The following is a 26,292-nucleotide window of genomic DNA, read 5'->3' on the forward strand; positions in this document are numbered from 1 at the left end:
CTGTGGGAAAGTAGGGCGGTAGGATCTCTTCCCATGCCACTTACTGACTCTGCTCAGCACTGAGCGTAGTCGTCTTTTACTCCCGGAGGATCGCTCGTGACTGTGCCATCGACAGGAGCCGGCCGGCGCGAACGCAACAAGCAGGACAAGCTCGCTCGCATCACCGCGGCCGCGTCGGCTCTGTTTGCCGAGCGCGGCGTCGATGAGGTGACGACGCAGCAGATCGCTGATGCGGCGGACATCGGCACCGGCACGCTCTTCCTTTACGCGAAGACGAAAGGCGAACTGTTGCTGATGGTGCAGAACCACCACTACAAGGCTGCGCTCGAGCGCGGCACGCGACTCGCCGCGGAATCAGACACCGCGCTCGATGCGGTGATGGCAATCACCGCACCCATTATCGAGTGCAACCGTGCCCAGTTCGATAATGGACGGACGTACCTTCGCGAAATGGCATTTGGGGATCACACGGAAGAGAACCACGCCGCGGCGCTCGCAATCGTCGGTGACACGGAGATTGCGGTCAGCAGCCAGCTCAAGCGGTTTGCTGTCACCCCCGAGGCGGAAGCAATGAATCTTGCCCGCGTGGTGTCGGCGGTTCTGTTTCTGACGATGGCTACTTCGCCGAAGACGCAAACGGTGTCCGAGATAGTGGCCGCAACTGAGCAGCAGCTTCGGGCCGCGATACGCCCGCGAAGATAGCGACCCTCCAATGTCGCCGAACTGACGTTAGTCGACCACGATCACAATCTTCTGGTGCGGGCGGTGGTCAAGATTAGTTGCCCACAGTGGAATGACTGCTCGTCGCGTCGGCATGGCTGGTGCCACTGTGAGGTTTCCGTGCGAGATCCGCTGCTGCCTCGTTCTTGACGTAGCCGAGGTATGACATCGCCGCCAGAACTCGATGCCGGGTGACCGGTCGCACGTGCCCAGTTTTGTTGATCACTCGCGATACGGTTTGGTGGGAGACCGATGCCAGGGCGGCGACGTCATAGATGGTCGGAGCTTTTGGCGGCTGATCCTGCTCGGACAGCCAGCGCGGTCGTCGGCTACTCATCTCCGGGCTCAACATCCATGATCGGCTTGTCCTCTCCGAGAAGCGCGAAGCTGAGTTCTCTCCGCTGTTGGGCCAGCAAGCAACGGATCCATGGACCACCGCTCGCTGTATTTCGAGAGCTGAAAGGTCAGGGCTTCGCTTGATGGTGTCCAGGCGACTATTTTGGCGCTCGGATGCTCGTGGTGGAGTCAGTGCTTCGACGACCGACCGAGATGGGGATGATGGCCAGCGCGCCAAGAATCCCGACGATTCCACCGACGATGTACACCGCGGTGTAATCGCCGGTCGCGAGTGCGATGATCCCTCCCGCGACGAGCGGCCCGACGGCCTGCGGCACCTGGTTCGCCAGTTGGATAATGCTCATGAACCGGCCGTTTTCGTTCTCCTCGCGTGGCAGAACGTCCTGCTGAATCGCTTGATCGACTGCGCCGTAGACACCGACGGCGAGCGTGCTGAGCGCGCTGCCTACGAGGAACTGTCCCTCGCTCTGAGTGAAGGCGACCACGACCATTCCGGCGGCCAGAATGAACGCACTTGCGATCAAGAATGGCTTTCGGCTGTGGAATCGGTCCGAGAGGTACCCGCTGGCGATGGCGCCGACGATCGCCGTGACGATGCCGATGAGACCCGACGTTGCAAGGATCGGGGCGGCCTCCGCGAGCGTGATGTCGAGACGCTGCCCGAGGAGGTAGACGCCGTAAGTCGTGGAGAAGGATAGTGCGAGGAAGACCAGAGCTCGGCTGATCCATACCCAGCCGACGTTGGGGAACTTCCGTGGGTTGAAGTAGAACCCTCGCGCGATGGACTTGATGTCGACGGGCTTGCGCTCGCTCACCGATCGCTTGTCCTTCATCAGGCCCGCGAAGATCAAAACGAAGATGAGCGCGAACGCCGCCGGAGCCGCGAACATGATCACGGGGATCTTCACGAACGCACCAGCGAACAGGATTCCGACGATCGGGCCGATCTGCGTAACTGAACCGGTGAGGCCAGAGACCTTCCCTCGCTGTTCCTCGGGGATGAGGTCGCTCTGGTGCGTCAGGAGCATTGCGCCGGCAGTCGAGTATCCGACGTAGGCGATGGACCATCCGACGATGAGGAGCGGGATGGACGGTGCGAACCCGACGATGAGCGATCCGAGCAAGCCCACGATTACCCCGCCGATGATCCAGGGGCGCCGGCGGCCGAAGCGGGATCGAGTGCGATCGCTGAGGAGCCCGGCGAGCGGGGTGGTGAAGAGGACGATGATGCCCGGGATCGCGATGGCGAGTGCGATCGCGCCGTTTTTGCCGACCGGGTCGATCTGCTGTACCCGAATGGAGAGGGAGTAGCCGATCGGGGTCACCCACGCGACGTACAGCGCGAGTGTTGCCACGACCAGGCCAATGATGTAGCGCGCGCTGATCTTCTTCAGGGGGTCGGCGCCGTGGCGGACCGCGTCACCAACTCCCTCCGCAGCGATTTCGAGTCCGCTCGGAATTCCGAGTGGGACCTCGTTTGGCTTTGCTGAGGAGTGCGGCGCGGTGCCGTCGGGTGAGGACATATCAGAACTCCGTTGTTGTGATGAGTGACGCAGGCGGTCAAGTAACGCGCGTTACCGAAGTATCGCCAGTGCAGGGTCTAAAAGCAAGAGGTGGTGCTGATCTGGCGTAACGCGCGGTACCAGCGGCCGTGCACCCGCTGCTGAGGTGGCGGCCACGCTTGCCGAAGGTGAGAAGACGTCGCTTGGTATGACGTCTTCGTTCCGCTCCTAGTGACCGTGTCGGAGATCACACGTCGTGGATCGACAGGGCGGCGACGAGGTCCCGTTCCATCGCCGATGAGTTCGGGTGCTGCTGCGCGAGGGTGCGCACCGGCGCATCGCCGAGGCGGCTACCCGCGGCTTCGACCGGCACACCCGGGAAGTACGAGCGGAGGACGTCGAGAACGGCGGCCCAGACGGCGTCGTCCTTCATGGTCTCTTTGACGCTGGAGTCGAGTGTCAGCTCTGCCTTCTCGCCGAACCCTGCCGGCGCCGCGTATCGCCATGAGTGCCGACCAGGAGCGACATCGACGGCGAGCTGTTCTGGATGCAGCGGGGGGATGACGGTGGCGGTGGCTCCATCGGGTACGACAACCTCCAGCACGAGGTCACCGTCGTCGACGTACCAGTGGCTTTCCACCCGCCCGAGCACCGTGTCGTGTTTGGCGTGGGCGGATGTGAGTCCTCCACCCGGCTGCGGGGCCACCGTGAATGTCCGCCAGCCCGGCGCAGTTCGGGTGAGACCGCCGACGACACGGTGAAGCCAGTCGGCGACGGCCCCGAGGGCGTAATGGTTGAGCGACGTCATGCCAGTGGCGTTGACCGTACCGTCGGCGAGTACAGCGTCCCAGCGTTCCCAGATCGTGGTCGCACCCATGAGGACGGGGTAGAGGAAGGAGGGACTCTTCGTCTGCATCAGCAGGTCGTACGCGACGTCGACGTGTCCGGTGCTGCTGAGCGCGTCCGTAACGAGCGGGGTGCCGGCGAATCCCGTGGCGATCGTGGCGCCCGACTCACTGATGATCGCTGCGAGCCGATCTCCAGCGACGCGCTGCTGGTCGTCGTCAAGCAGTCCGAACATGATGGGAAGGGCGTATCCGGTTGCCGATTCGCTCACCACGCGGCCGACGGGGGTCACGAAGTGACGCCGGAAGGCCGTCCGCACACGTGTGTGTAATTCGTCGAAGTGCTGAGCGTCTGCATGCTCACCGAGAACTGCCGCAGTTTGCGCCATCTCCTTCGTCGTCTTGGCGAGGTACGCCTGGGCGACGAGGTACCGGTCCGTCTTTCCGCCGGCGGGGTTGTCGGACGGAGCGTCGGGGTCGAGCCAGTCACCGAACTGGAATCCGTGGCCCCAGAGCCCGTCGTCGTCGAGTACTGATTCGACTTCGTCGACGAAGGCCGTCATCGATTCGTAACTGCGTCGGAGGATCTCCGACTCCCCATACTCCTGGTACAGGGCCCACGGCAGGCTGACCGCCACGTCACTCCACAGCGCAGTAGCGGTTGACGGTGTCGGGAGGACGTCCGGGATGCTCCACGGGACGGTCCCGGTCTCCTGTTGTTCAACCGCGAGGTCCTTCAGCCAGGAGCCGAGCACCTCGCGGACGTCGTAGAGGAACGTGGCGGTGGGCGTGAATGCGTTCAGATCGCCCGTCCATCCGAGTCGTTCGTCACGCTGCGGGCAGTCCGTCGGTACGCCGACGAAGTTGTCGCGCATCGACCAGACGGTGTTCTCGTGCAGCTTCGTGATGCGGGGGTCTGATGCCTCGAACCAGCCGGTGCGAGTCATGTCCGTGTGCACCACAATGGCGCGCAGATCAGCGACTGTGGGTACCCCGGGCCATCCTGTTACCTCGACGTATCGGAAACCGTGGAAGGTGAAACGTGGCTCCCACGTCTCCGCTGTGCCGCCCCGGAGGATGTACTCGTCGGTCGCGGCCGCGCTGCGAAGGGTCTCGGTTTCAAGGGAGCCGTCTGGCTTCAGCAGTTCGGCGTGACGGAGCGTGACGGTGTCGCCGCTTTGCCCGTTCACCGTCAGTCGCACCCAGCCGGAGATGTTCTGCCCGAAGTCGACGATCCACTGCCCAGCGGACTGCTCGGTCATGGAAACCGGCTCTAGTTCCTCCATGCGCCGGATAGGGGGTGCACCGCCTTCGACGAGCGTCTTGGTGTCCCAGTCGAAGGCTCGCGCGGCGCACCAGTTCGCAGCGTCGAACGCCGCTGTCGACCATCCGATCGGTTCACTGCGCGCGTCGTAGCGTTCGCCAGCGTAGATCCCGCTCGAGCGCACCGCTCCGGTGCTCACGAGGACTTGCTCGTCGCTTCCGATGACGTCGATGTGATCGTCGTACTCGAGTTCGAGGCGCGCCCAGAAGGCAGGCCGGTCCGCGTAGTTGTGTCGCCGGTTCTCCCAGGTGAGAGCACCGACCGCCCACCCTTCACCGACGATCGCGCCGAACGCGTTCTCGCCGTTCGTGAGGAGACCGGTGATGTCGTGGCGTCTTGCGACGAGTCGGTGCCGATACGACGTCCACCCTGGGAAGAGCACTTCATCACCCACGCGGTGTCCGTTGACGTACGTCTCAGCGATGCCCAGCGCAGACACCGTGAGCGTCGCTTGGCGGAGTCCTTCGGCGACCGTGAAGTCACGCCGGAAGTACGGTGCCGGGTCGCCTTCGACGCTTGCAGTGTCGGCGCTGACGAAGACGGGTTCGGTGGACTGTGTCATGGCGTTCCTTCTAGGTTCGCAGAGGAGGAGAACGGTTCCGGCGGACGGTCAGTGCACGGTGAGTTCGACGACTGCGGATGCACAACCGGGTGCAGTGACCGTCACGGTGATGACGCCTGCAGCGGTCGGTCGGACGATTGCGAGGGCGGTTCCGTCGAAGGTGCACCGAGTTGTCTCGGCGAAGAGCGACACCGGTGCCGGATCCCCACTGCCGAACGACTGAAGGGTCCCTGCGCCCTCAACGAGGACAGTCACCTCGCGATCCATCAGCGGTCGAACGACGCCCGCGGTGTCGGTGAGTGAGATGTCGATGTATGCGAGGTCGGTCGTGCCGTTGGTGATCTCCGTCCGGTCCGCCGAAACGGAGAGGATCGTCTCATCGGCGGCGGAGCGGAGCGACGTTCGACCGGTCTCGACACCGCCGGCGTACGCCACGGCGGTCAGTTCACCGGGCTGCCACACCGTCTCGATCGTTGCCCGGAACGCCAACTCGGCTCCGACGGCGGCGCGACCGATGATGTCGCCGTCCAGCAGCAGCTCGACCTCGTCGGCGTCGCTGTAGACCTCGACGGTTACGGGAAGGCCGTCGTAGCCGTCCCAAGCCCAGCTCGACACACTGTCGCTCCACGACCAAGGGGTTCCGAGCACCGTCTGACCGTGACGCGAGGGCCGCTGCACGGCAACGTACGGCTCGCGGCGAAGGCCGAACACGATCTCTCGGTAGTACGAAACGGGCCGACGGCGTCCGATGATGTCGAGGTCGCCGCTGGCGGCGGCGAGCCAGGGCCAAGCCTTCGCTGCGGCAGGACCGGCTGCCTCGTCGTGATAGCTCACGCCGCCGAGGCCCGCTTCGCCGAGGTAGTCCCACCCCACCCACGTGAAGTCGCCGATGACGTGGTCCAGCCGCTTGACGAGGTCCCAGTTCCGGGCGATGTGCGAGGGGAACGTCTCGCTTCCGACGATGACGCGGTGCGGGAAGAGCTCGTGGTCGAGTTCGTACCGCCCGTCGCCGTAGTTCATGCCGGCGACGTCGAGCACGGAGAACGATTCTTCGGTCCGCGCGGTCACGGGCGGCGAGGCCGAGATCTGGTTCATCATGTCGCCGACCTGGCTCATCATCGCATTCACGCCGCCGGCTTGCGGCTCTGCGGATGCCAGCGCCTCCCGCTGCTGCGCCATACCGGCGGTGACCAGGTCGAGGACTGACACGAATCCGTTGATGCCGTTCGTGACGAACCGGTTGGGGTCGAGCGAGCGGAGCTTCTCGGCGAGACGCCTGCTCCAGATGCCGCCACTGATGGAACCCGTTTCTGGGATTTCGTTGCCGATGGAGTACATGATGACGCTCGGGTGGTTGACGTCCTTGGCGACCATTGACTCGACGTCTCGCTCCCACCACTGGGTGAAGTCGGACGCGTAGTCGAAGTCGGACTTGCTCGAGGTCCAGACATCGAACGTCTCGTCCATGACCAGCATGCCCAGCCGGTCGCACGCTTCGAGTAGCGCCGAACTCATGGGATTGTGCGCACTTCGGATCGCGTTGAACCCTGCGTCTTTGAGCAGCTCGATTCGGCGCTCCTCCGCGCGGACGATCGCTGCAGCACCCAGGGGGCCGTTGTCGTGGTGGATGCATGCTCCGCGGAGCAGGACGGCTCGTCCGTTGATCCGAAGTCCGCGTACGGCGTCGAGCTGCAGAGTGCGGATGCCGAAGGTCACCTGTTCGCGGTCGACCTCGTCGTCACCGTCAGTCAGGACGACGGTCGCGCCGTACAGCGTCGGCGAGTCCACGTCCCACAGCGATGGGTTCGTCACAGGCAGTCGGAGTCGGACGGTGGAGCGCTCGCCAGGAAGGAGACTGACCGGAGCGCTGCTCATGACGAGGGAAGCGGACGATTCGGCCTGGGTCACCTGCGTGATGTTGGTCGTGAGACGGAGAGTGCGGGTCGTTGTGCCGCCGTTCTCGACCTCCGCAGCAACCTCGACGACCGCCCTGTCCACATCGACGTCCGGGGTGGTGACCTGCACGCCGTCGACTGCGATCCGCGCGGCACTCTTCACGATGAGACGAACGTCGCGGTAGATTCCGGCTCCGGTGTACCAACGGCTGTCCTGGTGAGTGCGGCAGTCGACCTTGATCGTGTTCGTTGTCCCGGCCTCGAGCCACGGGTCGATCCGCACCACGAATCGGGAGTATCCGAACGCGTGTTGGCCGGCGAGTGCACCGTTGACGTAGACCATCGCATCTCGGTGGACACCGTCGAATTCGAGCGCCCAGAGCTGACCACCGAAATCCGCTGGAACTGAGACCTCGGTGCGGTACTCCCATGCTCCACCCGGGAAGTAGCCAGGCGCGGCGCCGTTCCGGAGATCAGGCGTTCGCGCCGTGGTGATCTGTGCATCGTGCGGCAACGTCACGTCTTCCCAGTCGCCGCCCGCGCCGCCGAGTTCGGCAAACGCGCTGACCTTCGGACGGTAAGACCAACCCTGGTTGAGCAGCTGCACGGTCATTAAGGTCTCCACAACGTCATCGTCTGCGCAGGTATCGCGCGTTACCTAGCCAATCAGCTCGGGTATTGCGTGTCAACCGCCGAGACGGTTCCCCCGCATGCCGATCCCTGGGGGCCACTGATCCAGGACGGACGCGGCCGAGCACCCTCGCCGACGACCCGCCAAGCCCGAGGCTCATTCGGGTCGCCGTTCGGGCGTGTGTAGCGGCATGTCTTCATCGCGACACTCATGGGATGCACACCTCGCGTCCTCCTTTGACTTCCACGAATGAGCGCGCCGCCACTGATGACCGACGAGAACCTGCTCCTCGAAGTTGCGAGCGGCGGCGCCCGGTTCGTTGCGTCGCACCGAAGCACTCGCGGACAACGCGGTGCCGATCGGCATCCTTTTGCACCGGCTGGGAACCTCAACAGCATCCCGCTCGAACCAGATGGCGCGGTTGACGTGGACACGCGACCGCTCTAGCGTCAGTTACGCGCGTTACCAACGAAGGGATGGACACGTGTCCGAGTCGAACAAGCCACTCACTGGCCACACAATGATCGGAGCGTGGCTTGAGCACCCCGCCGGGGGTGCGGTGCTTCGTCAGTTCGGTGAACAGCTCGGCATGCAGGAATCGGCCCTTCGCCTACTCCGCCGTGTGCCACTCGAGACCTTGATCGCTGGGATGGGGGACCGAGGTGAGGGAGTGCTCGATACTTTGACTCGGGAGGCGAACGGGCGGGAAGTGTCTCCGGAAGAAGAAGCCGAAAGTGCGGGCTGGGTGGAGCGCATCTCCGCCGGTCGGTTCGACGGCCGCACCGTCATCGTCACGGGCGCCGCTTCGGGTATCGGCCGTGCCGTCGCGGTGCGTATCGCCCGCGAGGGCGGAACCGTTGTCGCTGTGGACATCGCCGAATCGCGCCTCGCCGACCTGGTGGCAGCGTTCCCGTCCGTGCGGCCCGTCGCAGCGGACATCACCGCCGATGACGGCGTCGCGCGGATCGTTGAGGCTGCCGGAGCCCGTATCGATGGGCTCGCGAACGTCGCGGGCCTCCTCGACGATTTCAGTCCCCTTCACGAGACGGACGACGCGATGCTTCGTCGCGTGTTCGAAGTGAACGTGTTTGGTCTGGTCCGACTGTCTCGAGCGGTCATTCCTGCGATGATCGCCGCTGGCCGCGGATCAATCGTGAACGTGGCGTCCGAGGCTGCCCTGCGCGGCTCCTCTGCGGGGTTGGCGTACACCGCGTCGAAGAGCGCCGTCCTCGGCGTCACGCGCTCGTCTGCGTTCATGTACGAGCCGAACGGGATCCGCGTGAACGCCGTCGCTCCCGGCGGTACCCTCACCGGCATGCGTCCGACAGCGACGAACACCTTCGGTCAAGAGCGATTGAACAGTCACACCGCCGACGTCCCCATCGCCGTTCCGGAGGCGCTTGCAGCATCCATCACGTTCCTGCTGAGCGACGACGGCGTCAACGTCTCGGGCGCCCTTCTGCCGTCTGACGGTGGTGAGTCCGTGTTCTGACGCATGCGGTGAGCGTCGGATCGTTCTCCTCGGGTCAGGTAGTACCACGCACGACGACCCGAAGCGGATTCTCGGCCGGCTTCGGGTCGGTCGTTGTGAGCCCGAGTCCTTGGATGACTCGGCTGATACTTGACCGCGCCGCGCTCTCCAGATCGACGTGCACGGTCGACAGGGGCGGGATGGTCACTGCTGAGAGCGGGGTGTCGTCCATTCCGATCAGCGCGACGTCCTCGGGGATGCGGTACCCGCGTCGCGTTCCCGCGGCGAGCAGAGCAGTTGCGACGTCGTCGTTGTAGCAGGCAATCGCGACACCAGGCGCGGCAAGCGAATCAAGGGCGGCGTCTGCGGAGTCAGCGTTGATCTCGACACTCACGTTCAACGGGTCCGGGAGGCCGGCGGCGCGGCAGGCGTCTCGCACTCCTGCCTCCCGGGCCTGACCGAAGGGGTCGTCACGCGCATCGTGAAGATGAGCGAACGCAAGGCGTTGGTGACCCTTCTCGATGAGGTGCTCAGCCTGCAAGCAGCCGATACTCCTGTTGACGTCGTCATCTGCGGCGCGCGGTCCCGGGTCGACGGCGAGGACCCCGTTCCGTTCGAGTAGCTCTCGCTCGGAGCTGTCGAAGAGCGTGAATGAGATCACGGCACGTGGATGCAGACCGCGGACCATCCGATTGAGTGACTCGGCCGATGCGGTCGGGAATCGCAGCAGGAGCGTCAGGCCACGATCGGCAAGCTCGTCGGTCGCTCGCTCGAACAGGTCCTGCAGGTTGCCGTGGAATGTCGTGTTGGGGATGAGGGCGATGACGATGTCGCTGGAACCAGTCGCGAGGGCCCGTGCCGCGACCGACGGCTGGTACCCGAGGTCGAGAGCGATCCGTTCGACCCGTTCGCGCGTCGCGGGTGAGAAACGTGCACCGCGACCGTTCAGGATTTGGCTGACGGTCGCTCGCGAGACACCAGCGGTACGCGCCACGTCTTCGCTCCTGGTCACCATGCGGTCTCCTCCCGGCCGTGCCCAGCTTAATGGGGCGGTGACGCGCGATACGCGACCGACGAAGATCGTCTAACTACTGGTGGATCCGACGAGTGCTGGATGGAGCACGGTCCTCATTTCCGTCTCACGCCAGCGTCGGAGCAACGAGTGGAACCGCACGGGACCGGGACTGTAGCTCCCGCCGCCGCGGCGGCGAGTCCCCTCGCCGTTGTAGTACCCAGGCGTGCACTCGGCGAGGAACGCCGCATTGTTCGTCTCGACGGCGCTGATTGTCTCGGCCCAAGCATCTTGCGCCTCTTGAGTCGGTTCGACGAAGCGGGCGCCCTCGCTTCTCGCTCGTCCGAGGATGGCGGCGATGTGGGTTGCCTGCTCCTGGAGGACGTGGACGAAGTTCACTGAGTTGGCGTTCTGCAGCGACCCGAGGTGGAAGAGGTTGGGGAAACGATGCGACATGAAGCCGTGGAGCGTCTTCGGCCCCTCCGCCCACGCCTGGAGGAGCTGGTCCCCGCCGCGACCGACTACCGGTAGCGTCCCGGAGACGACTCCGGAGACGCCGGTCTCGAATCCGGTGGCGAAGATGACGCAATCGACTTCCCACTCGTTGTCGCCGACGACGACCGTGTGCTCCGTCATGGCGGTGATGCCGCCGCTGTCGGCCGTGTCGATGAGAGTCACGTTCTGCCGGTTGAAGGTCTGCAGGTACGTGTCGCTGAAGGTGGGCCGCTTGCACATGTACCGGTACCAGGGCTTCAGCTTTGCGGCGGTGCCGGCGTCGTCGATGATCGCGTCGACGCGGGCGCGGATCCGGTCCATCTTCTGCGCGTCTGCAACCTCGACGAGGAGGTCTCGGTCTGGCGTATCGATCGTCTCGTCGCTCTGGCCGGTGAGCATCGTCCGTTGTATGGCAGCGGTGGAGGTCCACCCGTCCTGGACGAGGTCGACGTCTGTCTCCTCGCCGGACACGACCGCGAGGAAGTTCTCCATTCGTTCTTCCTGCCAGCCGGGCGGCAGCGACTGGGTCCAGCCAGGCGGCAGGTCTCGGTTGTCCCGGACATCGACGCTGGACGGGGTGCGCTGGAACACGAAGAGGTGCTCAGCGGAGCGAGCGACCTGAGGAATGACCTGAATCCCGGTGGCGCCGGTGCCGACGACCGCGACCCGCTTGTCACGCAGCCCTCCGAGGTCGCCGTCCTGCGTGCCCCCCGTGTAGCCGTAGTCCCAGCGGCTCGTGTGGAAGGTGTGACCGCGGAACGTCTCGATGCCAGGGATCGCGGGGAGCTTCGGCTGCGAGAGTGTCCCAGACGAGACGACGACGTACCGTGCACGGAAGCTGTCACCACGATCGGTTGCGACCTGCCACTCGGCGTCGTCCTCGTGCCATCGCAGTTCCGTCACGCGGGTGTGGAACAGGACGTCGTCGTACAGGTCGAACTTCCGGGCGATGGCCATCGCGTGCTTTCGGATCTCCTCACCCGGCGCGTAGCGCCTGGAGGGGATGGTGCCGACGTCCTCGAGCAGTGGCATGTAGATCGACGACTCGATGTCGCAGTGGACGCCGGGATATCGGTTCCAGTACCAGGTGCCACCGAAGTCGCCGCCCTCCTCGGACATGCGAATGGACGTGAAGCCGGCCTGCCGCAACTTCGACGCGGTGAGCAACCCACCGAACCCGCCTCCGACGACGAGCACTTGGACTGCACCGTGTTCCACGGTCCGTTCCTTGCGCGGCGTGTAGGGATCGGTCTCCCAGTATCCGAAGGACCCGCGGGTTCGTCGGTACTGCCGGAGCCCATCTGGCCGGATGCGACGGTCGCGCTCCTGCGCGTACCGCGCGCGGAGCGCAGGCATGTCGTTGGCGGTGGGGTCGGTCATGTTCCTCCAGAACGGGACGATTGGTGACGATGCGTGACCGCCTCGGTCGACGGCCGGTTGGTCGACGGTGAGTTCGCTCGTCAGTCTTCAAGCGCGATCGCGAGAGCCGGGCAGACCGCGACGGCGTCGCGGACTTCCTCGACTTCTTCTCCGGTCACGTCGTCCTTGAGGAGAAAGGCGATACCGTCCTCGTCTCGTTGGTCGAAGACGTTCATGGCAGCCATCACGCACTGACCGCTTGCGACGCACTTGTCTTGGTCGAGGATGACCTTCATCGGGCCTGCTCCTTCTCTTCCTTCTGGGGGTGAGCCGGGCACCAAGTGACCGGGAGTTCGTACACCCCGTAGACGGATCCGTCGTGCTTGAAGGGGATCGCGTCGAGGGTGGTGGCGAGTGTCAGCGTGGGGATACGTCGGAGCAGCGTGGCGTAGGCGACCTGCAGCTCCATTCGTGCCAGCGGTTGGCCGAGGCACTGGTGCACGCCGAACCCGAACGCAACGTGCGTTCTGGGGTTCCGTCCCACGTCGAGCCGGTTTGGGTCGCTGAACACGGCGTCGTCCCGGTTGCCGAGGTCGGTCGCCACGATGATCCCGTCGCCAGCGCGGATGGTGACGCCGTCGATTTCGATGTCCTCGACAGCGACTCGCTTACGCCCGTCGTGCGTGATGGTGAGGTAGCGCAGAAGCTCCTCTACCGCGGACGCCACGAGCGCGGGGTCGGGATCGTCGCGGAGTCGCGCCAACTCGTCAGGGTGTTCGATGAGCGCGAGGGTGCCGAGGGCGATCATGTTCGCCGTTGTCTCGTGACCGGCGATGAGGAGCAGGATGCCCATCTGCACAGCGTCAGCCATCTCCAGCTCGCCGTCGGTGACGCGGCGGCCGAGGTCCGAGAGCAGGTCCTCGCCTGGTTCGGCGATCTTTCGGTGCAGGAGCTGCGCGAGGTAGGCGCCGAGCGATTCGAAGGCGCGACGCTGTTCCTCACGAGCGACACCGCGCTTGATGATGGTTCGACTGTGCTCCTGGAAGTCGTCGTGATCGCCATAGGGCACGCCGAGCAGCTCGCAGATCACCAGCGACGGGAGCGGAAGCGCAAATTCTTCGACGAGGTCGACTGGTCCGGTGTGGGAGAGCATCGAGTCGATCAGGTCGTCTGCGATCCGTTGCACTGCCGGTCGCATGACCTCGATGCGCTTCACCGCGAACGGCGCCGTCACCATCCGGCGCAATCGCGCGTGGTCGGGATCGTCCATGAGGATGAAGCTCAGACCGGAACCGCCGCCGTCGACAGGAGCCGGGGATGGGTAGCCGGGTCGGCTGATGTCCGCGCTGATGCGGGCATCAGCAAGGATCGTCCGCGCTTCAGCATGTCGAGTCACGTACCACGGCGTGGAACCGTCCCAGAGGCGAACCCTTCGAATCGGTCCCTGCTGCTGTTCATGGGTTGCCGTTGGAGATGGGTCGAACGGACATGCGCTCGCTCGCCGCATGGGGAATGCTGGCGGTTCAACCTGCTGCGTCGATGCAATGACATCAGTCATCGGGTTTCCTTCCTCTCGGTGTTCAGATGACAGCGGCTTGACCGGCGAAGCGGTCAGTGAGCAGCGCGCTCGCGAGGCGTGCCTGCTTCGGCATCCCCCACCCCAGGACACCGACGGGTTGACCGGCCCGTGTGGCGAGCGCGACAAACCGACCTTCCTCGATCGATCCCTCGATGACTGCGCTGTCATCTGCGTCACCGGGGAAGCCGTACGCCTGGATCTTGGTCCCGTACTGATCAGACCAGAAGTACGGAACTGGCACGTAGGGTGCTGCCGCGTCCGCGTCCAGGATGTTTCGGGTCACTGCCGCCGCTTGTTCCGTTGCGTTGGTACGGTTCTCGAGTCGAAGGTCCCTGCCGAGGCCTTCGTGACGCCAGCGTGCGACATCACCAACTGCCCAGATCCCGGGTGCAGCGCGACAAAGACCATCACACAGGACGCCGTCAGACACATCGAGGCCGCTGTCGCTGAGCCACTCCGTGTTCGGTGTCGACCCGATCGTCACGATCACTCGACCAGCCTGAAGCTGTGTGCCGTCGTCGAGTACGGCGCCGGCCACGCTGCTGCGATCCTGCAGGAGTGATCTGACGCGGGACTCACCACGCAGGACGACGCCCGCGTCTTCATGGCGGCTGCTGAGCAGGGCGGAACCGACGGAGCCGAGCTGGGCGAGCATCGGAGTCGGCTCCGGGCCGACAAGTGTGGTTGCGGACCCAGAAGCGACTGTCGCCGCGGCGATCTCGCTGCCGAGGACCCCGTTCCCGACGACGAGTGTGGGCACCTTCGATCGGAGCGACTCGCGGAGTTCGCGCGCGTCATCGAGCGAGCGAAGGACATGGACGCCGAGGAGGTCGTGCTGGAGAGGAAGCTGACGAGCACGGACACCGGTCGCGATGACGATGTTGTCGGCAGCGATGGCCTCGTTGCCCACCGATACTGTTCGGCGCGCCACGTCAAGTCCGCTGGCGGAGTGCCCGAGACGGAAGACCGCGCCGAGGCCATCCAGCGACCGTTGCGGCCGGAGCATCACCTGCTCGAGGTCCCAGTGGCCGCTCAGGTACTGCTTCGACAGCGGCGGGCGGTCGTACGGGGTGTGCTGTTCGTTGTCGAGCAACGTCAGCGGGCCGCTGTGCCCTCGCCGTCGTAGACCTTCCGCAACAGCGATCCCCGCGGCGGACGCACCGACGATGAGCACGCTGCTGTCGATTGCAGATGTCGTCATGTATGCCTCCGCACGGAAGCCGAATCTGCGAGTCAGAGACGCTCCGTCAGGGGGTAGTCAACTCCGACGAGCAAGATTTTCAAACACGTGATTTAGATTCTCACCGCTTTCTCACCCGTCCTTGCCCCACGGTCCCCTCAACGGAGGACCCACGGCCCAGGTCACGGCAGACGGTCAGTCGTGGGCAGATCGACGAGCCACAGCGCGGAGATCGCGTTGGTGAGTGCTGCTGCGACATCGGACCAGTCGGACCAGATCCTGGGCCCTCCGCGCTCAAGGGACCGTTCGTGCTCCGCGATCATCTGCGTCAACAAGATCCGGCCCATGGCATTGCGTTCCGCCCGCACCTGCCGAGGGAGGTCGGGTAGGCAGCTCCTGATGCCTTCAGCGATGCGAAGGAGGCTCGGAGTCTCGCGCGCCTCGTCCATCGCGATGTCTGCCCACGCCGGGTCGGTGGCGACCTGTGCGCTGAACCGGCCGTACCAGGTAGGTGACCCGAGTGCTGCGAGATGTGTCGTTGTTGCTCGCACGAAGCATCCGATCCAGTCACGAACGTCGGTAGACCCGTCGATGCGCTCAAGTTCCAGGAGGCGCAGCTCGTTGATGCGCCGCTGGTGTCGTCCGAGGATGGCGCGGATGAGTTCATGCTTGCTGCCGAAGTGGTAGCTGACGACTGCGGTGTTTCCTTGGCCCGCAGCCTCTCCGATCTGCCTGTTCGAGATGTGTGCGATGCCGTACTCCGCGTAGAGACGCTCGGCGGCCGTCAGGATCAGTTCTCGCGTTGCTGTGACGCGCTTGCTCCGAGCGCCTTCTTCACCGGTGGTCATCGCGATTCCTCTCCGCGATGAGATCGTAGCGACTGCGCTCGTTGGGCTGTGCCCGAATGGGACCTGCCGGTCAATCGCAGGCAGACGACAGCGGGGGTACCGACGAAAGACTCGTCGATACCCCCGCTGGCGGGAATGTCAGGAGGCCTTGATCGCCTCTCGCTGCGGCTCAGTGTTGGCAGCCGTTTCGTCCTCGGTCAGGCTGTGACCCTCGGTGTCGAGATTCGGCACGATTCGCTCCAGCCACTTCGGCATCCACCATGCGGCGCGTCCGGCCAACGCCAGGAGCGCCGGCATCAGGACCATGCGGACGATGAACGCATCCGCTAGAACGCCGATCAGGAGTCCGAACGCGGTCTCCGACGCGAACGTCATCTCGCTCGACGCGAAGCCGCCGAACACGAAGGCCATGATCAGGGCTGCGGCGACGATCACCGGGCCGGACTTGCTGAAGCCCGCGAGGATGGCTTCCTTGGGCCGGAGCCCGGAGACGTACTCTTCGCGGATCCTGGAGACGAGGAAGACCTGGTAGTCCATGGCGAGTCCGAAGAGGACGCCGACGAGGATGATGGGGAGAATGCTGCCGAGGGGGTCGCCCTGGGGTGCGGCGATGATGAAGTCCAGCCACTTCCACTGGAACACCGCAGTGAGTGCACCGAGTGCGGCACCCAACGACAGCAGGTAGCCGAGGGTCGCGAACAGCGGTACGAGGAGTGACCGGAACATCACGACCAGCAGCAGGAACGACAAGACGACGATCACGACGACGTACTGGATCAGTGCCTTGTTCATCTGTGCGGTCGTGTCGAGACCGATTGCAGTTTCGCCGGTCACTTCGAGGTGCACACCACCGACAGAATCGGCTTGGTCGCGGATGTCGTGGACAAGGTCCTTCGTGCCGTCGTCGATCGGGCTGCCGTTCGGGATGACGGTGAACAGGGCCGTGTCACCGGAGGTGTCGATCTGGGCAGGGGTGACCATCCGAACGTGAGCGAGGTCATCGAGCGCGTTCTGCACGTCAGGAGCCTTGTCCTGAACGTCGTTGCCTTCGGCGAGGACGAGGAGCGGTGACTGCGTGCCACCGAACTTGTCCACGATGAGGTTGTACGCGTGGCGCTGTGTGGAGTCCGGGTTCGAGCCGCCCGGGATGTTTGCGGCGGTCTTCATGCTGAACAGCGGGATCGCAACGATGGCGAGAACTGCAACGCCTCCGATGAGCATGAGCAGGGGGTGCCGGGTGTTCGCCGTTCCCCAGCTGCGCAGGAACGAACGCTTCTTCGGGGCGACGTCGATCGTTCCGCCGGCGCGGAGCGTTTCGCGGTCCTTCTTCGGCAGGGCGCGAAGGCCGAGGCTCCGCAGGATGACGGGCAAGAGGGTGAGGGCTGCGAGCACGGCGATCGCGATTGCGAAGGCTCCTGCGAAGCCCATGTCCTCGATGGTGCTGATCCGAGTGACGACCAAGCCGACGAGCGCGATGATCACGGTGAGGCCAGCGAAGACGACGGCTGTGCCGGCCGTGCCCGTGGCGTGAGCGACGGCGTCCTCGACCTTGCGCCCGGCACGAAGCTCAGCGCGGAAACGTGTGAGGATGAAGAGCGAGTAATCGATGCCGACCGCGAGGCCGAGCATGCCTGGCAAACTGATCACGGTGGTGTCGAGAGGGTGAATTGCCGACCATGCGAGCACGCCGAGGATGCCTGCTCCGACGCCGCTGAGGGCGACAAGCATGTTGGCGCCGGCGGTGATGAGCGATCCGAAGGTCAGGAAGAGGATCAGGAACGCAACCAGGAGGCCGACGATCTCCCCGGCTCCGCCGATCGGGTAGCTGTCCTCGGCGATCTGCCCGCCAACTTCGATGCGAAGATCTGCGTCGTGCGAGTGAACGAAGGAGAGGACCTTGTCATAGGTCTTCTCAGCGTTGCTGTCCGTGATGCCGCTGAACGTCAGCGTGGACACGGCGGTGGTCTGGTCCTTCGACACGTAGGGCTGCTGCTCGTCGAACGGGGAGGTCACAGACTCCACGTGCGGGAGGTCCCCCGCGGCGTCCACGATGCGAGTGACTCGGGACACGGAATCGGCGTCCGTGATGTTGGCGCCGTTGCGGCCTTCCATCACCAGCTGCAGGGTCTTTGCCTCCGAGCCGGAGGATTTCATGCCGGGGAACTTGTCTTGGAGTGTGTCCAGCGCCTTGGACGCGGGGGTGTCAGGGGCAGTGGTCTTTCCGCCGCCGAGGTCAGCTGATGTGGCGGTGATTCCGGTGAAGACGGCGATGATCAGCAGCCAAGCTGCGATCACGATCAAGCGGTGTCTGGCGCTGAATCGCCCGACAGCGGCGAGGAACTTCGGCATGAGTGCTCCTGAAGAATGAGGTGCCGCCCTGGAGGAACTCGGGCCGGCAGTTGATGTCTCAATCCTCGGGTGACGCAGTCGTCGGGGCGTCGTCTGTGCGAAGCGCCGTTTCTACTTCATCTGCAGTAGATGACGCTCCGATGTCCGGAGGGTCAGACGAGTCCAGCGCGGTAGGCGAAGGCGACGAGCTGAGCGCGGTCGCGCGCTGCGACCTTCGCCATCGCGCGGGTGGCGTGAGTCTTGATGGTGAAGGGTGAGACGAACATCGCTGCGGCGATCTGCTCGTTGTCATTGCCCGCGGCGACGGCGATCACGACGTCGAGTTCGCGGGGCGTCAACGCTGCGAACCGCTGCGCGAGTTCGGCGTCGACTGGTCGTCGGGGACCAGTTTGGACGTGTTCCACGACCGCGCTCGACGCAGCTGGGGAGAGCACTGCATCACCCTGCACCGTTTGCCGGAGTCGCTCGAGGAGCGCGGCTGGTCCGACGCCTTTGCCCAGGAACCCGTTGGCACCGGCCTGGAGTGCGTCGAGAACCACGGCGTCCTCCTCGAAGGTGGTTAGGACGATGATTGGGAGTTGCTGCGCTGATCGTGTCGCTCGCACCCGTCGGGTTGTCTCGACTCCGTCGATCCCAGGCATCCGAACGTCCATCACGATCAGGTCTATGGACTCGTGGTCGAGAACCCGTAGGGCCTCGAATCCATCGGATGCTTCGGCCACGACAGCGAAGTCCGGGCTGGAATCGATGATGGCTCGGAGACCGAGACGGATCATCTCCTGGTCGTCGACGAGTAGTACGCGACAGATCATGCTTGCTCCTCGGGGATGGTCACGAACACGGCGAATACGTCATCTTCGACATCAATCCGAACGGTGCCCTCAACAGATTTGACGCGCTCCTGCATGCCCATGATGCCGAACCCCGTTCCATGAACATTCGATGCGTCCGGGCGGGTTGGGTTCGTCACCTCCACGTGCAGCGCACCGGCCGCAGCGTGGAGCGTGAGTGCTGCCTCGCCGGCGCCGTATCGATGAGCGTTCGTGAGCGCCTCTTGCACGACTCGGTAGACGGTCACGCCCACCGCGTCCGAGGTTTTCGGCAAGGGCGTTGGGATCTGTGCGTCGACGTTGAGACCGATCTCGGAGAACGATCGAACAAGCGCGGCCATGTCCTGGAGGGTCGGCAGCGGGCTCGATGCCGCGGCTGCGTGCTCGTCTGCGCGGAGAACCCGCAGGGTGTGCTGGGTTTCTGCGAGGATGCGTTGCGTGGCGGTCTGTGCGGCCTCGACGGATGCGGCAGTCCGTGAGTCAGTCGCCAGCCCGGATACGGCAATCGCCCCGAGATGCATGTTCACGACTGCGGTCTGATGTCCGATGATGTCGTGGAGATCACGAGCGATACGGATGCGCTCCTCAGCGACTCGGCGAGTTGCCTCAATGTCTCGGGTGACGATCGCGTCCTCGGCACGTGCTCGCAGCGCCTCCCAGGACCTGTACTGCTGGAACAACGCCGATCCGATGGCACCTGCCGCGACGACGCTCAGAACTCCCGCAGCTCCGTCCCACTGGACAACCCGACCGTGGTCGAGGTAGCCGCTTGCGGCGACGATCCCCGCAACCACTCCCGCCGACAGCAACGTCGATCGGAACGCCGGGGTGCCGGTAGCCGTGATGGCGAACAACGTGAATGCCACCACCGTGAACTCAGCGAGGGCGTCACGGTGCCCCAGTGTTGCCAGTGCGGTCCCCAGGAGGACTGCCCCGATCCCGACGTAAGGTCGCCGACGTGCCGCTACGGCACCTACCGCGCAGACCACGGCTCCCATGTATCCGAGGAACGACCCCCCGAGAATGATCGCGGTGGCGATCTCGACCAGCATCGCCGTGACGCTGATGTACGGCATGGAGCGAGGTACCGCGCGCTGCGCACGCAGCCATCGGGGCGACTCGATCTCAGGTCGCTGAGGTTCGTCGTTCACGGTCTGATTGTGCCTGGACAAGATCGGCGCGCGGCCTACAGACGTCACATGCCTCGGATGTTCGGGCGACGTCGCCCTCTGAGCCCTATTCACCGCCGCGCGCCGGACCGTTCACCGATCGCCAACGGCAGCCTCGCGTTCGTCGGAGACCGGAGTGGCTGAGGTGGTGTCGCGCGCCGTGGTTTCTCGCTCTGACGCTCGGCGCTCCGCGGGTTCCGCGCGTTCTTCGGGCCTCGAGTACTCGAGCATCACGGCGGTCATGTCGATCGGAACGGTGTCCTGCAAGAAGAGATCGTCCGGGCGGACGGTCTGTCGCAGCAGTACGGATTCCGCATCGGAGCGGCCGAAGCTCATCGTCATCGCGAGATCACCGTCACAGCGAGCTTCTCGACACCCATGGCGACGAGCACAACCATGAATCCGGCAAACCGGACCACCTCGGAGACGGTCATGAGTGTCCCCCAGGCGACCAGCTTGGGAACTCGGGCAGTGCGCGCCACGGCACCCTCAGCGGGACGGATGCGTTGCGCAGTTGGCGCTGCGGCGGACTGAATCACGGTCATGATGACTCCTTTGCGCAGGGGCTCGCCCTGATGAGTTCATCCTCAGTGCCGGCGGACGATCCGTCGTCGTTCAGCAAGACTCGATCGCCTACTCCAGATGGAGTAGACGCCGTAGTGTGATCGTCTTCGGTATCCGAGGCCGCGCCACCTTCCTCGGTGTCCGAGAGTGAGACGTTCAAGGCGGCGCCGAAGGGTCCGTACTCCGGATGGACCACACGGATGGAGTGCTGCGGGAGTACGCGGCTCATCCATGCGCCTGTGAAAGTAGTCGACAAATGATTCGACAGGTGAGCAACGTTGTGGCGCAAGACATGAGTACCGGGATCCTCCGCGATCAAAGCCGGTCTGGATCGTGTTCGACAGCAGCTGGACTCCAGTCCAGACGAACTCGCCGACCAGCTTCTTGCGCTTGGCCCGCTCATCACCGAATTGGGTCGCGGACGATTTGCTCGATGTGTGGGTGACAATCCCAGAAGGAGTCGACGGCGTCGTCCGCCTGCCTGGCACCGCCGATCAACGGATCGGCTCCGGAACCAGCCGCATCGGTGCTGCGGCACGTCGGATGGTCGCGGACCACCTTCGAACGACAGCCAATCCGCAGCCGGGGGTGGATGTGGATCGCGATCGTGGTCGTGCTGCTGTTCAACGTGCTGCGGCTCGCGACCGTCGACTACTCCGCCGCAGGGTTCGACTGGGTCGCTGCGTGGTTACTGGCCGGACTCGTCATCGGCTTCTCCGAAGAACTCCTCGCCCGCGGCTACGTCGTCCGGATCATGCGGTCCTCGGGGCATTCTGAGGTTGCTGTCGGCCGGGTCTCGGCGGCGCTGTTCGCCCTCCTGCACGGGAGCAACCTCTTCACGAGTCAGCCGCTCGGACCCACGCTGCTGCAGATGGTCTACACGTCCTTCTTCGGCTTCTGCATGTACCTCGCGTCGCGGGTGACCCGCATGATCGTCGCGCCGATCCTGCTGCACGCCCGACCGACCCCAGCATCTTCATGCAGGGCACCCACCCGGCGACCGGCGGCATCACCGCCCTCGCCCAGCTCGGCAACATCGCCCTGGTCCTCGTCGGAGCCGTTCTCCTCATCGTCTTCCTCATCACGGAACGACGCGCACTGCACCACGACCGGAGCGTGATGTCGGAGTCCGTCAAAGTCTCCTGACCGGGCGCGCACAGGGCGACGGTTCAGCGCAATACTCCGCCGCAAATCGATGGATCTCGCGTCTGTTCAATGCTCAGTTCCGGGCATCTTCGTGCGGTAGTCGGGCCAGTTTCGCCAGATCGGGTTCATGAAACGCGGCACGAATTGTCCTGTGGCGTCGTCCGTGAGCGGCCCCCAGACGATCCCGTCCTTGGTTCTGCCAAACGGTTGAATCAAGACTCGAGATCGGCCATCGTTTGCGAGCCCGATCACGATCAGTGCTTCTTCCCTCCCTGCCGCAACAGAGACCGTGAAGTACTCATCGTTGCTGTCAAGTAACTCTTCGGGCGGTACACCCAGAAGACTGCCTCTCGGCACTCCAAGCCAGGTCTCAGAGGAATACACCGCGCCGGTGAAGGGCCAGACACCGACCATGTCCACGCTCGCAGCGATCTTCAGTTCGCGAGGCTCATCGTCGTCGAACCAGACACCCAGCAGTCTCACTTCTTCTTCGCGGCTCAACACCAGCATTGGACCGCTGTACCCGTCCGCCAGCAAGAACTGCTTGGAGTACTCCAGGCGCTCCGGTGCGTGCTCAATCGGGTCGGAGGAGTGCTTCTCGGGCAGGGGACCGTAACGCTCCAAGCCGACCTGCATGAGGTCTTCATCCTTCTCGATCGTTCCGTAGCGGAACCCCATGCGTTCGCCCGTCGCGAGGTCATACAAGCCGTCGGGAACAGGAGCACCGGGTCCCACGCACCGCAGCTCAGGCTCGATCAAAGCGGTCACGCAGTCACGCGGGAAGTGCTCGATACCACAAGGCTCAACAGCACCGCTGGCCTTGTGCGCGAGGCTGACCACGTTGGCAACTCCGCGGTACATCTCACTCAACGCGGCGACGAGTTCGTAGTCAGGCAGCTGATCGTCGACCCAGCGCCTCTGTACGCGGATCACACCCTTCCGGGTGCCGGAAGCCTCACGCGCCTGGTGGAACACGGCCAAGATGTCGTCAGGTGTGTACTCCGGTGGCACGACCAAGACGTCTTCTGCCACGCTGAGCCGCTCGCCGTACAGCGTGATGCGGGCCTCACTCAGCGTCTTCAGGTCTTCTTCCTTGACGACTCGGTTCCGAGCGGTGACGCCCCAACTGAGGATCGAGTTCTCTCTGGACTTCGACTGCCAGGATCCCTACCACTGGTCGAAGTCGGGCCACTTTGCCTTGCGCTTCTGAAGGAGGAACGTCACTCCCCTCGAATTCTGGATAGCTGAATTCAGGAAGCGCCTGAACTCGTTGGGCTCCATGTATGCCTCGATGGCGCGATGCACGTCTTCGTGAAGGTCCTGGAGTCGCCGATGCGCGTCGATACACGGGCAGGCGGGAGCTGTTGCGGGCACGTCGAGACCGTAGTCGGCCTCCCTACCGAGCCGCGAGCGCGTTGCCCACTTCGAGGAGAGCAACCTCTCCTGGAGGCATAACCAGGTCGGCCACTACTTCGTGTTCGCGGCCGCCGCGGCGCTGCCCGCCGGGATCGAGGTCGCCGTCAGCGCCGACGCGGGCGAGGCGGACCTGTCCCACGCGTCCGTCGCCGCCACGATCGCGGTGCCGGTCGCGCTGTTCGTCGCGTCGATCTGGGCGCTCGCGCTCCGGCCGTCGCTGTCGGTCCGCTCGAACGTCGTGGTCGTGGTGCTGATGCTCGCGATCCTCGCGAGCATCGCGGTGCCGGAGCTCTCACTCGTGGCGACCGCCCTGTTGGTCGCGGCGATCGTCGTGGTCCTGGAGGTCGCGGCCCTGCGGCCCACCCGCTGACGGACGGGAGGCTCGTGGCGGCGCCGCCACGGGCCTCCCGTCCGGCGTCGTGGCCGCCGGTCAGCGCTCCCGACGCGCGTCTTGCGCTCGTGGGGCGCGTCCTGCGCTCCCGACGTGCGTCCTGCGCTCCCGACGCGGAACGACAACCTCGCTGTCGTACGACAGCGACCTCGTCGTCACCGCGCGCCTGCAACTGTTGCGGACGCGCGATGGCGACGATCTCGTTGTCGTACGACGACGGCTCTGTCGCTCCTTCGCGGCGCAACGACCTCGGTGCCGACGCGGAACGACCCGGTCCCGACGCGGAACGACGACCGGCGGGCCCGCGGAGCGGCGGTCAGCCGACGCGCGCGATGCGGACGTCGACGCGCGCCAGCGTCAGGCCGTGCTCCGCACACTGGGCGAGCACCGCGTGGTGCACCGCCCGCGCGACCTGCGGAGCCGGCAGCACGCCGTCGGTGCCGATGACGACGCGGAGGACGTCGCCGTCGAGGACGACTCGCGCCGCTTCCGTGACGTGCCGGACCGCCGCGACGGTGCTCTGCAGCGTCGGACGGGCCCGGTAGACCTCGGCGACGCCGGGGACCGCGAGGACGGCCGCCTCGACCGCGGCGAGTGCTGGTACCTGCTCGACGTCGCTCATGCGCCCGCCTCCCCGGTGGTGTCGGTGCTGTCGGTGCTGTCGGTCGGTGCCGGGTGCCCGACGATGAGGTCGCGGACCAGCACGTCGATCGCCTCGACGACCAGGTCCGTCTGCTCCCGGAGTGCCGAGTCGACCGCTGCGCGGACCAGGTCGGCGGTAGCCGGGATGGAGGGGCCCGCGACGATCGCGACCTCGACCGTGACCCGGACCGGCGCCGCGAGCTCGGTCACGTCCCCGTCGATCGAGCACCGTGCGACGACGATCCCCGGGACAGCGTCTCCGGCGCGGCGGACCAGGGAGCGGATCGCGCCCTCGGTCATCACCGGGTGCTCGGTGGCGGCCTCCGCACGCAGCGGGACGTCGCGGCCGGAGCGTGCCTCCAGCGAGATGTTCGCCAGGACGCCGCCGATCCACGAGTCGTCGGCGGGCGCTTCGTCCCGGGCGGCCGCCTCGAGCGAGCCGAGCGACGCCTGCCGGAGCCGGATGATCGCGGCGAGGGCGTTCTGGCAGGCGGGCGAGCCGTCGATGCTCGGGTCCACCGGCTGCATCCCGGCGTCCAGGTAGTCGGCGAGCTCGTCGATCGTGTGGCCGTCGAGGTCTTCGGGTTCGAGTGCCGAGAGGACCACGTTCTCGGGTGCGTCGGTCATCGCCATCCCTCCATCAGTCGGATCATGTTCTTCCTGGCGCGGGAGAGCAGTCCGCGGACGGTCGAGAGTGGCACACCGAGCTCCTCGGCGATCTCCTCGTAGCGGTACTCCAGCACTTCCTTCATGAGCCAGCACCGCCGTTGCGCCTCGGGCAGGGCCGCGAGCGCGACCTCGACCGCCTGTTCACGGTCGTGCGCCTCGGCGACGCGCTCGGGCGCGCCGTCGTCGGGCGCCGCGACCTCGAGCTCGGTGACGTCGTCGTGGTCACGGCGGGCACGGATCCGGTCGAGGCACTTCCGGCTGAGGATCCGCATCAGCCACGCCTTGACGTGCGCACGGTCCTCGAGCGAATCGAGGCGGTTCCAGGCCGTGATGAAGGTCTCCTGGACGACGTCGTCGAGCTCGTCGGTCGAGCCGAGGGTCCGCCGAGCGTAGGCACGGAGCAGCGGGGTGTGCCGACGGATCAGGATCTCGAAGGCACGGACGTCGCCGTCGGCGGACCGACCGGCGAGGACGCCGTCGTCGAGTTCCGCCAGTGGCGTCCGGTTCGGTGGGTGTTGCACGGTTTCCTTCTACTGGTCGCAGTTGCGGGATCGCTGGTGTTCCCGTCCTCGCATCTGGGACGGTCCCCGGACGGCATTCGTCACGCCGGTCCACGAAGTGCCAGGTTCCGCTCGGGGTCCCGGATGCGGCAGGCTGGGCGCATGTCGCTCGTCACCGCCGTCTGCCGCGTCGACCGCCTGCTCCCCGACTCGGGCACGATCGGGATCACCGCGATCGACAAGCGCCCCGTCGACGGCCCCGTCCGGGTACGGCCGCTCGGGCTCTACGCGGACGTCCAGGCGGACCGCAAGCACCACGGCGGCGAGGACCAGGCCGTCTACGCGTACGCCGACGAGGACGCCGCGTACTTCGCCGAGGTGCTCGACCGCCCGGTCCCCGCCGGGCTCTTCGGCGAGAACCTCCGGACCACCGGGATCGACGTCACCGGAGCCGTCACCGGGGAGCGCTGGCGGGTCGGGGCGACCCTCGAACTCGAGGTCACCATCCCCCGGATCCCCTGCGGGACCTTCGCCCGCCGGATCGGCGTCGACAAGTGGGTCAAGCGGTTCACCGAGGAAGGACGTCCCGGTGCGTACTTCCGCGTGCTGAAGTCCGGGCCCGTCGCAGCGGGCGACCCGATCGAGGTGCTGTCCCGACCGGAGCACGGCGTGACGATCGGGGACGTGTTCGCCGGACTCACGCCGGCGCAGGCGCAGGCCGTGCTGGACGCGTCGGCGCCGGGCGCCGGGGGCCGTCCGCTCGCGCCGAAGGTGCTCCGCGAGGTCACGAAGGTCCTGGCACGCGTCGACGCGTGAGTCCAGGGGCGCGTCGGCGT

At 65.4% G+C, this 26,292-nt stretch carries 23 protein-coding genes and 1 pseudogene; 5 read left to right on the top strand and 19 right to left on the bottom strand.

Features of this window, described 5'->3' with window-relative positions; genetic code table 11:
* Positions 1–96 precede the first annotated feature (96 nt).
* A complete protein-coding gene (locus tag EDF27_RS07150) occupies positions 97–702 on the top strand; it encodes a TetR/AcrR family transcriptional regulator (protein WP_123702181.1) in 606 nt (201 codons plus the stop codon).
* 73 nt (positions 703–775) lie between these two features.
* Here EDF27_RS07150 and EDF27_RS07155 read toward each other — a convergent pair whose 3' ends face one another.
* The 4 genes from EDF27_RS07155 to EDF27_RS07170 all read right to left on the bottom strand — a co-directional run bounded on the left by EDF27_RS07155 (position 776) and on the right by EDF27_RS07170 (position 7,818).
* On the bottom strand, positions 776–1,072 hold the full coding sequence (locus EDF27_RS07155) for a LacI family DNA-binding transcriptional regulator (protein ID WP_311316779.1): 297 nt from the start codon (positions 1,070–1,072) through the stop codon (positions 776–778).
* A gap of 142 nt (positions 1,073–1,214) precedes the next feature.
* Positions 1,215–2,600 carry an MFS transporter gene (locus EDF27_RS07160; protein ID WP_123702179.1) on the bottom strand — a complete coding sequence of 462 codons (1,386 nt, stop codon included), beginning with the start codon at positions 2,598–2,600 and terminating at the stop codon, positions 1,215–1,217.
* 226 nt (positions 2,601–2,826) lie between these two features.
* On the bottom strand, positions 2,827–5,310 hold the full coding sequence (locus EDF27_RS07165) for an alpha-L-rhamnosidase (RefSeq protein WP_132047936.1): 2,484 nt from the start codon (positions 5,308–5,310) through the stop codon (positions 2,827–2,829).
* Between the two features lie 48 nt (positions 5,311–5,358).
* Positions 5,359–7,818 (bottom strand): glycoside hydrolase family 2 TIM barrel-domain containing protein, encoded by a 2,460-nt coding sequence (locus EDF27_RS07170; RefSeq protein WP_123702175.1) that lies wholly within the window; start codon positions 7,816–7,818, stop codon positions 5,359–5,361.
* Positions 7,819–8,320: 502 nt separating this feature from the next.
* Here EDF27_RS07170 and EDF27_RS07175 point away from each other — a divergent pair.
* On the top strand, positions 8,321–9,328 hold the full coding sequence (locus tag EDF27_RS07175) for an SDR family oxidoreductase (RefSeq protein ID WP_243698247.1): 1,008 nt from the start codon (positions 8,321–8,323) through the stop codon (positions 9,326–9,328).
* Positions 9,329–9,362: 34 nt separating this feature from the next.
* On the opposite strand, the gene EDF27_RS07180 is transcribed toward EDF27_RS07175, so the two are convergent.
* The 11 genes from EDF27_RS07180 to EDF27_RS07230 form a co-directional block, all read right to left on the bottom strand.
* Positions 9,363–10,322 (bottom strand): LacI family DNA-binding transcriptional regulator, encoded by a 960-nt coding sequence (locus tag EDF27_RS07180; RefSeq protein ID WP_132047938.1) that lies wholly within the window; start codon positions 10,320–10,322, stop codon positions 9,363–9,365.
* 69 nt (positions 10,323–10,391) lie between these two features.
* Positions 10,392–12,194, bottom strand: a complete 1,803-nt coding sequence (locus tag EDF27_RS07185; protein ID WP_123702169.1) for an NAD(P)/FAD-dependent oxidoreductase — start codon at positions 12,192–12,194, stop codon at positions 10,392–10,394.
* 80 nt (positions 12,195–12,274) lie between these two features.
* Positions 12,275–12,469 carry a ferredoxin gene (locus tag EDF27_RS07190; protein WP_123293772.1) on the bottom strand — a complete coding sequence of 65 codons (195 nt, stop codon included), beginning with the start codon at positions 12,467–12,469 and terminating at the stop codon, positions 12,275–12,277.
* A complete protein-coding gene (locus EDF27_RS07195) occupies positions 12,466–13,731 on the bottom strand; it encodes a cytochrome P450 (protein WP_132047940.1) in 1,266 nt (421 codons plus the stop codon). The genes EDF27_RS07190 and EDF27_RS07195 overlap by 4 nt, the downstream gene beginning before the upstream one ends.
* Before the next feature lie 22 nt (positions 13,732–13,753).
* Positions 13,754–14,953 carry an FAD-dependent oxidoreductase gene (locus EDF27_RS07200; RefSeq protein ID WP_123702165.1) on the bottom strand — a complete coding sequence of 400 codons (1,200 nt, stop codon included), beginning with the start codon at positions 14,951–14,953 and terminating at the stop codon, positions 13,754–13,756.
* 161 nt (positions 14,954–15,114) lie between these two features.
* A complete protein-coding gene (locus tag EDF27_RS07205; RefSeq protein ID WP_123702163.1) occupies positions 15,115–15,780 on the bottom strand; it encodes a TetR/AcrR family transcriptional regulator in 666 nt (221 codons plus the stop codon).
* A gap of 138 nt (positions 15,781–15,918) precedes the next feature.
* On the bottom strand, positions 15,919–18,129 hold the full coding sequence (locus EDF27_RS07210; RefSeq protein ID WP_123340196.1) for an MMPL family transporter: 2,211 nt from the start codon (positions 18,127–18,129) through the stop codon (positions 15,919–15,921).
* A gap of 152 nt (positions 18,130–18,281) precedes the next feature.
* Entirely contained in the window at positions 18,282–18,941 is a 660-nt protein-coding gene (locus EDF27_RS07215; RefSeq protein WP_207909577.1) for a response regulator transcription factor, read from the bottom strand.
* On the bottom strand, positions 18,938–20,110 hold the full coding sequence (locus EDF27_RS07220) for a histidine kinase (RefSeq protein ID WP_132047942.1): 1,173 nt from the start codon (positions 20,108–20,110) through the stop codon (positions 18,938–18,940). The genes EDF27_RS07215 and EDF27_RS07220 overlap by 4 nt, the downstream gene beginning before the upstream one ends.
* Positions 20,111–20,221: 111 nt before the next feature.
* Complete coding sequence (locus EDF27_RS07225) at positions 20,222–20,470, bottom strand: hypothetical protein (RefSeq protein ID WP_132047944.1); 249 nt, start codon at positions 20,468–20,470, stop codon at positions 20,222–20,224.
* On the bottom strand, positions 20,467–20,673 hold the full coding sequence (locus EDF27_RS07230; RefSeq protein ID WP_123702157.1) for a hypothetical protein: 207 nt from the start codon (positions 20,671–20,673) through the stop codon (positions 20,467–20,469). The genes EDF27_RS07225 and EDF27_RS07230 overlap by 4 nt, the downstream gene beginning before the upstream one ends.
* 611 nt (positions 20,674–21,284) lie before the next feature.
* Here EDF27_RS07230 and EDF27_RS07235 point away from each other — a divergent pair.
* Complete coding sequence (locus EDF27_RS07235) at positions 21,285–21,812, top strand: CPBP family intramembrane glutamic endopeptidase (RefSeq protein ID WP_123702155.1); 528 nt, start codon at positions 21,285–21,287, stop codon at positions 21,810–21,812.
* 92 nt (positions 21,813–21,904) lie between these two features.
* Here the strand turns inward: EDF27_RS07235 and EDF27_RS07240 are convergent, their stop codons facing one another.
* On the bottom strand, positions 21,905–22,870 hold the full coding sequence (locus EDF27_RS07240) for a hypothetical protein (RefSeq protein WP_132047946.1): 966 nt from the start codon (positions 22,868–22,870) through the stop codon (positions 21,905–21,907).
* Between the two features lie 436 nt (positions 22,871–23,306).
* Between EDF27_RS07240 and EDF27_RS07245 the strand changes: the two are divergent.
* Positions 23,307–23,624 (top strand): annotated as a pseudogene (locus EDF27_RS07245) (low temperature requirement protein A); the annotation flags it as partial.
* 337 nt (positions 23,625–23,961) lie between these two features.
* Here EDF27_RS07245 and EDF27_RS07250 read toward each other — a convergent pair.
* The 3 genes from EDF27_RS07250 to EDF27_RS07260 are packed head-to-tail and all read right to left on the bottom strand — an operon-like array spanning position 23,962 to position 25,477.
* Positions 23,962–24,267 carry a hypothetical protein gene (locus EDF27_RS07250; protein ID WP_132047948.1) on the bottom strand — a complete coding sequence of 102 codons (306 nt, stop codon included), beginning with the start codon at positions 24,265–24,267 and terminating at the stop codon, positions 23,962–23,964.
* Positions 24,264–24,914, bottom strand: a complete 651-nt coding sequence (locus EDF27_RS07255; RefSeq protein ID WP_132047950.1) for an Asp23/Gls24 family envelope stress response protein — start codon at positions 24,912–24,914, stop codon at positions 24,264–24,266. Before EDF27_RS07255 ends, EDF27_RS07250 begins: the two co-directional genes overlap by 4 nt.
* A complete protein-coding gene (locus EDF27_RS07260; protein ID WP_123655588.1) occupies positions 24,911–25,477 on the bottom strand; it encodes an RNA polymerase sigma factor in 567 nt (188 codons plus the stop codon). The genes EDF27_RS07255 and EDF27_RS07260 overlap by 4 nt, the downstream gene beginning before the upstream one ends.
* Before the next feature lie 141 nt (positions 25,478–25,618).
* On the opposite strand from EDF27_RS07260, the gene EDF27_RS07265 reads away from it, so the two are divergent.
* Entirely contained in the window at positions 25,619–26,272 is a 654-nt protein-coding gene (locus EDF27_RS07265) for an MOSC domain-containing protein (protein ID WP_123655589.1), read from the top strand.
* Positions 26,273–26,292 lie beyond the last annotated feature (20 nt).

Origin of the sequence: Curtobacterium sp. PhB136, assembly GCF_004346855.1 — a bacterium.
Classification (GTDB): Bacteria; Actinomycetota; Actinomycetes; order Actinomycetales; family Microbacteriaceae; genus Curtobacterium.